The sequence below is a fragment of the Vibrio sp. FF145 genome (assembly GCF_041439075.1).
Taxonomy (GTDB): Bacteria; Pseudomonadota; Gammaproteobacteria; order Enterobacterales; family Vibrionaceae; genus Vibrio; species Vibrio tasmaniensis_A.
In genome coordinates, this window is sequence record NZ_JBGONH010000012.1 from 79,975 (window position 1) to 93,541 (window position 13,567).

Genomic DNA, 13,567 nt, shown 5'->3' on the forward strand with positions numbered 1-13,567 from the left:
AAGATGGGGGGCTTGGTAATTACCAGCCCCCCATGGTGTATTCAACAACCGATTACCTTATTACCTTTATTAGTAATGTTAGTAACCTTAGTCAATATGTCGAGTCGTACAGACTGATTAGTCTAGAGTACGTTTAACCTCAACGATTTCGAATACTTCGATCTGGTCACCAACGCGAACGTCGTTGTAGTTCTTAACGCCAACACCACACTCGTAACCATTCTTAACTTCTTGAACGTCATCTTTAAAGCGACGAAGTGACTCTAGTTCACCTTCGTAGATAACAACGTTTTCACGAAGTACACGGATTGGGTTGCTACGCTTAATCGTACCTTCAGTAACGATACAACCAGCGATTGCACCAAGTTTAGGCGACTTAAATACGTCACGAACTTGTGCAAGACCAATGATTTCTTGACGGAATTCAGGAGCAAGCATACCGCCCATTGCCTGTTTAACTTCGTCAATCAGTTGGTAGATGATTGAGTAGTAACGTAGATCTAAGTTTTCGTTCTGAACTGTATTACGCGCAGTTGCGTCAGCACGAACGTTGAAACCAAGGATGATAGCGTTAGAAGCTGCAGCAAGCGTTGCGTCAGTTTCAGTAATACCACCAACACCAGAACCTACGATGTTCACTTTAACTTCGTCAGTTGACAGTTTCAGTAGAGAGTCAGCAATCGCTTCTACAGAACCTTGAACGTCAGCTTTAAGTACAACGTTAAGTTCAGCAACTTCGCCTGCCGTCATGTTCGCGAACATGTTCTCTAGTTTCGCTTTTTGTTGGCGAGCTAGTTTAACATCACGGAATTTACCTTGACGGTAGTTTGCAACTTCACGAGCTTTACGCTCATCACGTACAACAGTCGCTTCATCACCTGAAGCAGGAACGCCAGAAAGACCTAGAATTTCTACAGGGATAGATGGACCTGCAGTTTCGATGTCTTTACCGTTTTCATCACGCATTGCACGAACACGGCCGTACTCTTGGCCACAAAGAACGATATCGCCTTTGTTTAGAGTACCAGACTGTACTAGTACTGTTGCAACTGGACCGCGACCTTTATCAAGACGAGATTCAACAACAACACCAGATGCCATACCTTCTTTAACCGCTGTAAGCTCAAGAACTTCAGACTGAAGAAGGATAGACTCTAGAAGACCATCAATGTTTGTACCCTGTTTTGCAGAGATGTGAACGAAGATGTTCTCACCGCCCCATTCTTCAGGGATAACGTCGTATTGAGCTAGCTCATTCTTAACGTTGTCTGGGTTTGCACCCTCTTTGTCGATCTTGTTCACAGCAACAATCAGAGGAACGCCTGCCGCTTTCGCGTGCTGGATTGCTTCAATTGTTTGTGGCATTACGCCATCGTCTGCAGCAACAACAAGTACAACGATATCTGTCGCTTGAGCACCACGAGCACGCATAGCAGTAAAGGCCGCGTGTCCAGGAGTATCAAGGAACGTGATCATGCCGTTGTCAGTATCTACGTGGTAAGCACCAATGTGCTGCGTGATACCGCCAGCTTCGCCAGAAGCAACGTGTGCTTTACGAATGTAGTCAAGTGTTGAAGTTTTACCGTGGTCAACGTGACCCATGATAGTAACAACAGGAGCACGACCTTCAGCGATAGCATCGCTATCACGGTCAGCGAGTACTGCTTCTTCAAGTTCGTTTTCTTTACGTAGGATTACCTTGTGACCCATTTCTTCAGCAACAAGTTGTGCTGTTTCTTGGTCGATCACTTGGTTGATAGTCGCCATAGCGCCCATCTTCATCATTACTTTGATAACTTCAGTTGCTTTAACTGACATTTTGCTAGCCAGTTCAGAAACAACGATAGTTTCGCCGATAGCAACGTCAGATTTTGCAACAGTCGCTGACTTATCGAAGCCTTGCTGCATTGAAGTTGGTTTAGCAAGCTTACCTTTACCGCCACGACCACGTTGGTTACGACCACCACGGTTATTGCCAGGTTGAGTTGCTGGAGCTGGTTTCTTCTTGCGACGACGAGGTGCTTTCTCATCTTTTTTGTCTGCCGCATCTTCAGCTTCACGAGCGTAAGTAGAAGTCGTCACATGGTAATCCGCAGATTTCTCTTGCTCTTTCTTCTTCTTCTCTTCTTCAGACCAACGTTCTTGGTTCTCTTCTGCTAACTTACGAGCTTCTTCAACAAGCTTAGCTGCTTCAGCTTCGGCTTTACGAGTTGCTTCTTGCTCTTGACGAGCTTTAAGTTCATCCGCTTCTTTTTTCGCTTGTGCGTTAGCGTCTGCATTTTTTGAATTCATGTCTTTTTTAGCCTTTTCAGCTTGTGCGCGTTGAGCCTTCTCTTCAGCTTCACGTTTTGCATCCGCTTCACGTGTTACTTTTGCTTCGGCTTCGCGCTGTGCTTTCTCTGCAGCATCACGTTTCGCTTGCTCTTCAGCATCGCGTTGTGCTTTCTCTTCCGCTTCACGATTAGCTACTTCCTCAGCTTCACGTTTCGCTTCATCTTCAATAGTGCTGCGCTTCACGTAAGTACGCTTTTTACGTACCTCAACTTGAACATCCTTACTCTTACCGCCTCCAGCGGCAACACTTAGCGTGCTGCGGGTCTTGCGTTGAAGAGTTAAACGAGTCGGTTCTGTTTCACCAGAAGTATCGCCGTGCTCCTTTTTAAGGTGCGTTAGCAATGTTTGCTTCTCTGAATCAGTCACTTGGTCCGACCCTGCTTTCTTCATGCCTGCATCAGCAAGTTGTTCAATTAAGCGGTCAACTGGCGTACCAATCTCTTCACTCAGTGCTTTAACTGTTAATTGTGTCATACCGCTCTCTCTCCTTGCTGAATTATTCTTCGTCGCCGAACCAACAGATGTTACGCGCAGCCATAATTAGCTCGCCTGCACGCTCTGCAGTTAGGTCTTCGATGCCTTCTAGTTCATCAACGCCTTGGTCAGCTAGGTCTTCCAATGTCGCAACGCCTTTTGCTGCTAGCTTGTAAGCCATTTCACGCTCAAGACCTTCAAGTGCAAGTAGGTCTTCAGCTGGCTCAACACCATCGAAAGTTTCTTCTTTCGCTAGCGCTAGAGTTGTCAGTGCGTCTTTCGCGCGGTTACGCAATTCTTCAACGATACCTTCATCTAGACCATCTACTTCAAGAAGCTCGTTCACAGGAACGTAGGCTACTTCTTCAAGCGTAGAGAAGCCTTCTTCAACAAGCATTTGAGCAAAGTCTTCTTCGATATCTAGGTGCTTCATGAAGTTTTCAATAGAAGCAACTGCTTCTTCTTGGTGCTTCTTCTCTAGATCAGCAACAGTCATTACGTTCAGTTCCCAACCAGTAAGTTGAGACGCTAGACGTACATTTTGACCGCTACGACCGATAGCTTGCGCTAGATTGTCAGCTTCAACCGCGATGTCCATTGAGTGCGTATCTTCATCAACGATGATAGAAGCAACATCAGCAGGAGCCATTGCATTGATAACGAATTGCGCCGGGTTATCATCCCAAAGCACGATATCGATACGCTCACCGCCAAGGTCGTTAGATACAGCTTGTACACGTGCGCCACGCATACCAACACACGCACCAACAGGGTCAATACGTTTGTCGTTTGTTTTAACGGCGATTTTAGCACGAGAACCAGCGTCACGTGCAGCACCTTTAAGTTCAATTAGCTCTTCACCAATCTCAGGCACTTCAACACGGAATAGTTCAGCTAGCATTTCTGGCTTAGAACGAGTAACAAAAAGCTGGAAACCACGAGCTTCTGGCTTAACTGCGTATAGAAGACCACGAACACGGTCACCTGGACGGAAGTTTTCACGAGGAAGTTGGTCATCACGAAGGATTACCGCTTCAGCGTTGTTACCTAGATCTAGAATCACTGTGTCACGGTTAACTTTCTTAACTGCGCCAGTGACTAGCTCGCCTTCGTTATCAATAAACTGTTCAACGATTTGAGCGCGTTCAGCTTCACGTACTTTCTGTACGATAACTTGCTTAGCTGTTTGAGTCGTAATACGGTCAAACGTTACTGATTCGATATCATCTTCAATGAAACCGCCAAGTTCGATCTCTGGATCATCGTACTTTGCAGCTTCAATAGAGATTTCTTTTGTTGGGAATTCAACTTCCTCAACAGCTTCCCAACGGCGGAAAGTTTCGAAATTACCCGTTTTACGGTCAATCTCAACACGAACTTCGATTTCTAGTTCGCTTTTCTTTTTTGTTGCCGTTGCAAGCGCGATTTCAAGCGCTTCAAAAATACGCTCACGAGGAACTGCTTTCTCATTAGAAACAGCTTCTACTACCGCCAAAATTTCTTTGTTCATTAATCTAGCCTCTTAAGCTCTTCTCTCTAGGAGAACTAAAATTTAGGGATCAGGTTAGCTTTCGCAATATTGCTCAGGACGAATTCTTCTTCTTGTCCTTCAACCAATACTTTCACTGTCTCGCCTTCGATAGATTGGATATCACCTTTCCATTTACGACGGTTGCCGACAGCCATTTTCAAAACGATGCTTACCTCGTGACCAATAAATTGTTGGTAATGCTCAGCTTTGAACAGTGGTCTCTCTAAACCTGGTGAAGACACTTCAAGGTTATAAGCCACTGAAATTGGATCTTCAACGTCCATTACGGCACTTACTTGGTGACTAACTTCAGAGCAATCATCTACATTGATACCATTTGGTGAATCGATGTAAATGCGTAGCGTTGAGTGCTCACCAGCACGAATAAATTCTAATCCAACTAACTCATAACCTGATGCTGCTACTGGAGCGTCAAGCATTTCAGTAAGTTGTCTTTCTAAACCAGTCATTTAACCACTCCAGAAACAAAAAAAGGGCTCAAAGCCCAATTTAAATTCCAAGCAAACATTATCATCTAAATGCATTTATAAATGCTTAGATAACAAAAAACCCCGTATAAGCCGGGGTTTTTGTTGCTGGACCCTTATATGTTAAGTGTCATCATATTTGATATCACACTTAACTCACAGTGAGGTTCACACTGTGCAAACTTGCTACCAATACAAGCTATATAATAGCATTGAAATTGGTTGCGGGAGCCGGATTTGAACCGACGACCTTCGGGTTATGAGCCCGACGAGCTACCAAACTGCTCCATCCCGCGTCCGACTTGTGAGCATTATACGCCCAACAAGATGTTTTACAAGTTTGTAAACATGGTGCCGAGAGAGGGACTCGAACCCTCACACCCTAAGGCACTAGCACCTCATGCTAGCGTGTCTACCAATTTCACCATCTCGGCATCAAATCTTTACAGATTATTGTGGAATTTCGTCGCCTTGCGCCGGAACTTCACTCACTGCATCTTCAGCTTGTTGAATCACCTGACCTTGAGTCGGGTCAATCCACTGTGACTCAGTTTTATGTGTAGACATATTACCAAGCACTAAGCTAAGGATAAAAAATGTAGTTGCAAAAATTGCAGTCATTCGGGTAAGGAAATTTCCTGAGCCACCAGCACCAAACACAGTGTTTGAAGCGCCAGCACCGAAAGAGGCTCCCATATCTGCGCCTTTACCTTGTTGAATCAACACTAGGCCAATTACACCAAGCGCTGCCAACAGGTAAATCACAAGTAGAACTGTAAACATTTTTCCACCTATGTTCCTAATTGTTGAGCCAGCGCCGTTCAAAAAACTATTTTTAAGAACAAGGCTAGCGACCTCCTAACTGAAGGCCGAGCAATACTAGCGAATGCGACGATGACTGACAAGGGGAATTTACTAAAAAATAAGCCTTTACCAAGCAAGTGGTCAAAAAAAGGGCAAAAGGGACACAAAACTCATTTGCGTCCCTTTTTAATCATCACATAACTAAAACCCGGCCCCCACAAGTGAGACCGACTTCGCCTGTTACGGCAAACGTTTTATTAGCAATTCGCTTTTACTGCATCAGCAATTTTCAGTGCAGAACTCTGAACAAGTTCAGCATCTTCACCTTCGACCATTACGCGCAGTAGTGGCTCAGTACCCGATTTGCGTAATAGCACACGACCTTTCTCACCGAGTTCCATCTCGACTTCAATAACAGCCGCTTTCACAGCCTCTGCTTCTAGTGGGTTTGAATCACCACTGAAACGAACATTTTCTAGAACTTGAGGGTATAACGTCATACCTTGAGAAAGCTCATTCAGTGTCATTTCACTATCGACAACTGAGGCCAATACTTGCAGAGCAGCAACGATAGCATCACCTGTCGTCACTTTATCTAATAGGATAACGTGCCCCGAATTCTCAGCACCGATCTTCCAGCCTTTAGCTAGAAGTTGTTCCATAACGTAACGGTCGCCGACAGCAGCACGTACAAACGGAATACCTAACTGCTTAAGGCCGTTTTCCATCCCAAGGTTGGTCATTAGCGTACCAACAACGCCGCCTTTCAACTCACCACGACGTAGCGCATCGCGAGCAATAATGTAAGCAATTTGGTCACCATCAACTTTATTGCCTAGCTCGTCAACCATGATGATGCGGTCACCATCACCATCAAAGCCAAGACCTAACGCCGCTTTTTCTTCAAGCACTTTAGCTTGCAGAGCGCGCACATCAGTCGCACCGACTTCGTGGTTGATGTTAGTTCCATTTGGCTCCACACCAATCGCAACAACCTCAGCACCCAGCTCTTTAAATACAGCAGGCGCAATGTGGTAAGTCGCACCATGCGCGCAATCCACCACAATTTTCATACCCGCTAGCGTCATTTTGTGTGGGAATGTACTTTTACAAAATTCAATATAACGGCCTGCTGCATCATTTAGGCGTACCGCTTTACCTAATTCGGAAGATTCCACGCACTCGATATCTTTGTCTAGCTCAGCTTCGATGGCGAGTTCAATCTCATCCGACAATTTAGTACCTTCAGACGAGAAGAACTTGATGCCGTTGTCATAGAAGGGGTTGTGCGATGCAGAGATAACAATTCCCGCTTCAGCACGGAAAGTTTGTGTTAGGTAGGCAACAGCCGGTGTCGGCATTGGCCCCGTAAACGTGGCTTGAAGACCAGCAGCAGCTAAGCCAGCTTCTAAAGCAGACTCAAGCATGTAGCCAGAAATACGAGTATCTTTACCAATGATCACTTTCTTTGTGCCCTGCTTTGCAAGAACACGACCAGCAGCCCAGCCAAGCTTCAAAACAAAATCAGGTGTGATTGGGTACTGGCCCACTTTTCCACGTACACCATCTGTGCCGAAGTAACGTCTTTTATCAGACATATTGATTTTCCTTAATTATGATTAGTGATTGTTATTCATCACTTCGATTATCTTCATCGCTTCCAATGTATCTTCAACATCGTGAACGCGAATAATTTGTGCACCTTTCATTGCTGCGATTGTTGCGCAAGTAACGCTAGCGACCATGCAGTCAGCTGGGACTTTGTCTAGTAGCTTAAAGATCATCGATTTTCTCGACATCCCCGCTAAGACAGGCAAACCAAGCGTATGAAACTTTTCAAGGTGCGCTAATAAATGGTAATTGTGTTCGATGGTTTTACCAAAACCAAAACCAGGGTCAAGAATCAGCTGCTCTTTTGATATACCGACCGCCTCACAAGCTTCGACCCTTTCTTGTAAAAAGTCTTCGACATCTGTTAGAACATCTTCGTAGCTTGGATTGGCTTGCATGGTTCTTGGCTGACCTTTCATGTGCATCAAGCAAATAGGTACATTAGCCTCTGCGGCCACTTCTAGAGCTCCGGGCTCTTGCAGTGCGCGTACATCATTGATCAAATCCGCCCCTGCTTCAACAGCTTGGCGCATCACCTCAGCTTTGCTGGTATCAATCGAGATCCAAACATCAAACTTGGCGCGAATCGCTTTAATCGCCGGGATAACTCGAGCTAACTCCTCCTTTAAGGACACCTCTGGAGCACCCGGACGAGTCGACTCACCACCAATATCAATAATGCTAACGCCAGCCTGAATCATTCGCTCTGCTTGCAGTAAAGCATTATCTAATGAATTGAATTTTCCGCCATCAGAGAAAGAGTCAGGCGTAACATTGAGGATACCCATCACATGTGGGCGGTCTAAAACGAGCGTTTTATTGTGTGCTTTTAATATCATGGAAGGTGGGTCTTAAAGGTAAAAAATATCTTGGCCTAGAAACAGAAAAACCCTGAGCGTACTCAGGGTTTTAATTAATAGCTTAGCGATTAAGAATCTTTGTTTTGAGCGTCATCTGATTCAGATTTAGCTTCTTCAACTGTCGACTCTTCAGCTTTTGGCTCGGCTTCGGCTTTCTCTTCTGATTTAGCTTCAGGTTTAGCTTCTTCCTTTGCAGGTTCTGCTTTCGCCTGGTCACCCCAACCAGCAGGCTCACGAATGTCGTCTTTGCGTTCCATCAAGTCATCAATCTGACCTGCATCAATCGTTTCAAACTTCATTAGCGCATCTTTCATCGAGTGCATGATATCCATGTTCTCTTCAAGAATCTGTTTCGCACGAGCATAGTTACGGTCGATAAGAATACGAATTTCTTCATCGATTAATCTAGTTGTATCGTCAGAAACATGTTTCGCTTGGCTCATGCCGCGACCTAGGAAAACTTCGCCTTCTTCTTCAGCATAAAGAAGAGGACCTAGTTTTTCAGAGAAGCCCCACTGCGTAACCATCTTACGAGCAATATCAGTTGCACGCTCGATATCGTTAGACGCACCAGTCGAAACTTTGTCTTTACCGTAGATAAGCTCTTCAGCAAGACGACCACCGTACAAGCTAGAGATCATTGATTCTAGATGCTGGCGAGACATGCTTACGCGGTCTTGCTCAGGTAAGTACATAGTTACACCAAGCGCACGACCACGTGGGATGATTGATACTTTGTACACTGGATCGTGTTCAGGTACCAAACGACCAACGATTGCGTGACCTGCTTCGTGGTAAGCCGTTGACTCTTTCACTTCCTCAGACATCACCATTGAACGGCGCTCTGCACCCATCATGATTTTGTCTTTCGCAAGTTCAAACTCAACCATAGATACATTGCGTTTGTTACCACGAGCAGCAAATAGAGCCGCTTCGTTAACAAGGTTCGCAAGGTCTGCACCAGAGAAACCTGGAGTACCACGAGCAATCAGAGATGGTTCAACATCACCTGATAGTGGCACTTTACGCATGTGTACTTTAAGAATCTGTTCACGACCACGTACATCAGGTAGACCAACCACAACTTGACGGTCAAAACGACCAGGACGAAGTAATGCAGGGTCTAGTACGTCTGGACGGTTAGTCGCAGCGATAACAATAATACCTTCGTTACCTTCGAAACCATCCATCTCAACCAGCATTTGGTTAAGTGTTTGCTCACGTTCATCGTGACCACCACCAACACCAGCGCCACGTTGACGACCTACCGCATCGATTTCATCGATAAAGATGATACAAGGCGCTGCTTTCTTCGCTTGTTCGAACATGTCACGCACACGAGATGCACCAACACCAACAAACATTTCAACGAAGTCAGAACCAGAGATAGTAAAGAACGGTACTTTAGCTTCACCAGCAATCGCTTTTGCAAGCAATGTCTTACCCGTACCAGGAGGACCGACCAACAGGATACCTGTCGGGATCTTACCACCAAGCTTTTGGAAGCGGCTTGGGTCACGAAGGTAATCCACAAGCTCTTTCACGTCTTCTTTTGCTTCGTCACAACCAGCAACATCAGCAAACATCGTTTTGATTTGTTCTTCACTCATCATTCGAGCTTTGCTCTTACCAAAAGACATTGCGCCTTTACCGCCGCCGCCTTGCATTTGACGCATGAAGAAAATCCACACACCAATCAGTAAGATCATTGGGAACCATGAAATGAAGATAGTGCCAAGCAGGCTCTGCTCTTCAGGTGGTGTACCCTGAACTTTTACGTTTTGATTAATTAAGTCATCAAGTAGCTTTTGATCATAAACAGGCATGTAAGTTACATACTTAGAGCCACCACCACGACGTGTGAAAGTGATTTCGCTGTTATTGAACTGTGCGTCTTGAATCTGGCCTTGGCCAACTTCCTGTACAAACGTGGTGTAATCTACTGCTCTGCCGTTACTTTCCCCAGGGCCGAAGCTCTGGAATACCGACATCAACACTACCGCGATAACAAGCCACAGAATTAAATTTTTTGCCATGTCACTCAAGGTGTAAGCCTCTCGATAACTAATTGTAATTAAAGGTAGGGTACTACAGTTTGTAACCTGTAGCCATGTTGTTAACTCTCACTCTTGGAAGAGAATCGTTAACCTTTGTAACCAGTTGCTACGATAAACACTTCACGAGAGCGAGCTCGAGAAGAGTCGGGTTTTCTAACTTTGACTGTTTTAAACATCTCACGGACGTCCTTAACATATTGGTCAAACCCTTCGCCTTGGAATACTTTTACAACAAAACTACCATTGGTAGCTAGAACTTGTCGACACATATCCAAAGCTAATTCAACTAAATACATAGCTCTTGGCTGATCCACAGAATTGTTGCCTGCTATATTAGGTGCCATATCAGACATCACGACATCAACCATGTTTGGTTGTATACGTTCCAGCAACGCATCTAGCACAGCTTCTTCGCGGAAATCGCCTTGTAAAAAGCTCACTCCAGCAATCGGATCCATTGGTAACAAGTCACACGCAATGATTTGACCGTTGTCTCCGATAATCTTAGCAGCATATTGAGACCAACCGCCAGGCGCTGCACCCAAATCCACAATGGTCATCCCTGGAGTCAGCAATTTATCTTTCGTTTGAATCTCTTCCATTTTGAAATAAGCACGCGAACGATAGCCTTTTTTTCTGGCTTCATTTGCGTACTTGTCGTCGAAGTGTTCCTTCAACCAACGGCCTGAACTGGCCGAGTGTTTCTGTTTGCTCATTGGATACCTAAATTGGAGGAAAGTACTAATTGCTGAATAAATTATAGTCTTCAGCTTTAGATGGCGTTAAAATAGGTTTTTTCAACCCTAATACTAAATAAAATTGGCCGCGTAATGAACCTAAGTACCAAACAAAAGCAGCATCTAAAGGGCCTAGCTCACAGTTTAAAACCTGTTGTGCTAATGGGCGCAAATGGACTTACTGAAGCTGTTCTAGCGGAAATCGAATTAGCTCTAGACCACCACGAACTGATCAAGATTAAAGTTGCATCAGAAGACCGTGAGACTAAGCAACTGATTATCGATGCAATTGTACGTGAATCTAAAGCTGAGAAAGTACAGACTATCGGTAAAGTTCTAGTACTGTTCCGTCAGTCAGAAGCACGTAAAATCGAGATTCCACGCAAGTAAGCGAGCTTAATATAAGCTAACTTCATTAAAAGGAAGCCACTGCGCTTAGCTTTTAGTGTAGCGTGAGAAACGAAAAAGGTCGCATTAGCGACCTTTTTACTTATCAAAAACAAAGAAAATTCAATTAGATGTATTCTACTTTGTCGATTTCGAAGTCTTTATCACCACCTGGGGTAGAGATCAGTACTTCATCGCCTTCCATCTTACCGATAAGACCACGTGCAATTGGGGATTTCACAGAAATGCGACCCGTTTTGATATCGGCTTCATCTTCAGAAACGATTTGGTAGCGGAATTCTTCATCCGTATCTACGTCAATCAAAGTCACTGTCGTGCCAAAGATAATCTTACCTGTGTTATCCATCTGCGTTACATCGATGATCTGAGCCAGTGATAGCTTATATTCAATATCTCGAATTTGAGCTTCACAGATACCCTGCTCCTCACGAGCTGCGTGGTATTCAGCGTTCTCTTTCAAGTCACCGAGTTCACGAGCTTCACCAATAGCTGCTGAAATAATAGGACGTAGCTTAAGTAGGCGATCTAATTCGTCACGTAGCTGCTGAGCGCCACGTACTGTCATTGGAACCTTTTCCATTTTTTACCTCTATGCCAAAGCTTTCTTTGGCCAACATAAATCCACCCAACATACTTATTGGGTGATAGAAACAAAACGATTTGGCTTAGTGTAAACAAACTTTATGGCTAAATCACCTTTATTCCACTTTGCGTTATAAAAGCTTTATCTAGGTCTAAATTACAGACATCACAAAAATGAATAATAACCTCACCATCAATAAGTTGGCGATGAAATATCTAAAAAAAACAAAAATAAACCAAATAAACACAGATCACACTTTTATAAAAACCACACAAAATCAACTACTTAGATAGCAACAAACTCAATAAAACAGTGTGCATAATTTTTATTGATATCATTTTACTACCTGATGGTGGAACTTTAGGGTTAAAAAGTACCCCACGGATTGTTCTGGCAAGTTTCACGCTTTTGTTCTAAGCATGATTATGAAGCTTGATTAATACGAGCAATACACAAAAAGGATTCAAATCCTTGATAAATACCTTTATGGACAGTAATTAGGAATTAATAACATGAACAAGACTATGATCGCGCTTGCTGTATCTGCTGCAGCTCTTGCTACTGGTGCTAACGCTTCAGAACTATACAACCAAGACGGTACTTCTCTAGAAATGGGTGGCCGTGCGGAAGCTCGTCTATCTATGAAAGATGGTAACGCTCAAGACAATTCTCGAATCCGTCTTAACTTTCTAGGTCAAGTTGAAATCCAAGATGGCCTATACGGTGTTGGTTTCTACGAAGGCGAATTCACAACTGCTGAAAACGGCGAAGGCACTGACAAAAACAGCGACAGCCTAACTAACCGTTACGCTTACGCTGGACTTGGCGGTACATTCGGTGAAGTAACTTACGGTAAAAACGACGGCGCTCTAGGCGTAATCACTGACTTTACCGATATCATGGCTTACCACGGTAACTCTGCAGCAATGAAAATCAATGCTGCTGACCGTGCTGACAACATGCTTTCTTACAAAGGTCAATTCCAAGACCTAAGCGTTAAAGCAAGCTACCGTTTTGCTGACCGTACTGAACTAGATGCATCAGGTAAAGTTATTAGTGAAGCTAATGGTAACGCGAATGCTAAAGTAGCATCATACAGTGACAACAGCGCTGATGGTTACTCTCTATCTGGTATCTACGCAATCGGTGAAACAGGCGTTAAACTAGGTGCTGGTTACGCAAGCCAATACTCTGGTGATGAAGCTCAAGACGAATACATGCTTTCGGGTTCTTACACTATGGGCGACCTATACTTCGCTGGTGTATTCACAGATGGTCAAGTTGCTAAGAACGACGGTGATTACACTGGTTACGAAGTAGCAGCGGCTTACACTCTAGGTCAAACAGTATTCTCATCTACATACAACAACGCTGAAACTAATGGCGAAACGTCTGCAGACAATATCGCAATCGACGCGACGTACTACTTCAAGCCTAACTTCCGTGGCTACGTATCGTACAACTTCAACCTAATCTCAGCGGGTGACCAGTTCGGTACAGAAGGTACTAACCTACCTGCAACTTCAGCACAAGCTGAAGACGAGCTAGCTCTAGGTCTACGTTACGACTTCTAATTCTGATTATCTAATTGATTAATTAGTTAATTGAGAATCAAAACGCCCGCTCTATAGCTAACACTGATCATTTAAGCATTTTCCTGATCAGTTGAACGATCCTACA

The 13,567-nt window shown here is 44.3% G+C and carries 11 protein-coding genes and 2 tRNA genes; 2 read left to right on the forward strand and 11 right to left on the reverse strand.

Annotation, left to right across the window (positions count from 1 at the left end):
- Window positions 1–117 precede the first annotated feature (117 nt).
- The 10 genes from infB to rlmE all read right to left on the reverse strand — a co-directional run bounded on the left by infB (window position 118) and on the right by rlmE (window position 10,875).
- Window positions 118–2,808 carry a translation initiation factor IF-2 gene (gene infB / locus ACED42_RS06775; RefSeq protein WP_009847541.1) on the reverse strand — a complete coding sequence of 897 codons (2,691 nt, stop codon included), beginning with the start codon at window positions 2,806–2,808 and terminating at the stop codon, window positions 118–120.
- Window positions 2,809–2,830: 22 nt separating this feature from the next.
- The gene (gene nusA / locus ACED42_RS06780) at window positions 2,831–4,318 is read right to left on the reverse strand and encodes a transcription termination factor NusA (protein WP_009847542.1); all 1,488 of its coding nucleotides are present in this window, start codon (window positions 4,316–4,318) and stop codon (window positions 2,831–2,833) included.
- Between the two features lie 35 nt (window positions 4,319–4,353).
- Window positions 4,354–4,809 (reverse strand): ribosome maturation factor RimP, encoded by a 456-nt coding sequence (rimP, locus tag ACED42_RS06785; protein WP_004734501.1) that lies wholly within the window; start codon window positions 4,807–4,809, stop codon window positions 4,354–4,356.
- 237 nt (window positions 4,810–5,046) lie between these two features.
- Window positions 5,047–5,123: transfer RNA gene (locus tag ACED42_RS06790), tRNA-Met, on the reverse strand.
- A gap of 53 nt (window positions 5,124–5,176) precedes the next feature.
- Window positions 5,177–5,261: transfer RNA gene (locus tag ACED42_RS06795), tRNA-Leu, on the reverse strand.
- A gap of 16 nt (window positions 5,262–5,277) precedes the next feature.
- Window positions 5,278–5,610, reverse strand: coding sequence for a preprotein translocase subunit SecG (gene secG, locus ACED42_RS06800; RefSeq protein ID WP_009847546.1), 333 nt, complete (start codon window positions 5,608–5,610; stop codon window positions 5,278–5,280).
- 278 nt (window positions 5,611–5,888) lie between these two features.
- On the reverse strand, window positions 5,889–7,229 hold the full coding sequence (glmM, locus tag ACED42_RS06805) for a phosphoglucosamine mutase (RefSeq protein ID WP_371701931.1): 1,341 nt from the start codon (window positions 7,227–7,229) through the stop codon (window positions 5,889–5,891).
- Between the two features lie 21 nt (window positions 7,230–7,250).
- Window positions 7,251–8,081: a dihydropteroate synthase gene (folP, locus tag ACED42_RS06810; protein WP_017101804.1), complete on the reverse strand. Its 831-nt coding sequence runs from the start codon at window positions 8,079–8,081 to the stop codon at window positions 7,251–7,253.
- 89 nt (window positions 8,082–8,170) lie between these two features.
- Window positions 8,171–10,138 (reverse strand): ATP-dependent zinc metalloprotease FtsH, encoded by a 1,968-nt coding sequence (gene ftsH, locus ACED42_RS06815; protein ID WP_371701933.1) that lies wholly within the window; start codon window positions 10,136–10,138, stop codon window positions 8,171–8,173.
- Window positions 10,139–10,245: 107 nt separating this feature from the next.
- Window positions 10,246–10,875, reverse strand: coding sequence for a 23S rRNA (uridine(2552)-2'-O)-methyltransferase RlmE (gene rlmE, locus ACED42_RS06820; protein WP_009847548.1), 630 nt, complete (start codon window positions 10,873–10,875; stop codon window positions 10,246–10,248).
- A 114-nt stretch (window positions 10,876–10,989) separates the two neighbouring features.
- Between rlmE and yhbY the strand changes: the two genes are divergently transcribed.
- Complete coding sequence (yhbY, locus tag ACED42_RS06825) at window positions 10,990–11,286, forward strand: ribosome assembly RNA-binding protein YhbY (RefSeq protein WP_004734509.1); 297 nt, start codon at window positions 10,990–10,992, stop codon at window positions 11,284–11,286.
- A 124-nt stretch (window positions 11,287–11,410) separates the two neighbouring features.
- Here the strand turns inward: yhbY and greA are convergent, their stop codons facing one another.
- Window positions 11,411–11,884 (reverse strand): transcription elongation factor GreA, encoded by a 474-nt coding sequence (gene greA / locus ACED42_RS06830; RefSeq protein WP_009847549.1) that lies wholly within the window; start codon window positions 11,882–11,884, stop codon window positions 11,411–11,413.
- Between the two features lie 515 nt (window positions 11,885–12,399).
- Between greA and ACED42_RS06835 the strand changes: the two genes are divergently transcribed.
- Window positions 12,400–13,461, forward strand: coding sequence for a porin (locus tag ACED42_RS06835; protein ID WP_017097307.1), 1,062 nt, complete (start codon window positions 12,400–12,402; stop codon window positions 13,459–13,461).
- The last annotated feature ends 106 nt before the right edge of the window (window positions 13,462–13,567 follow it).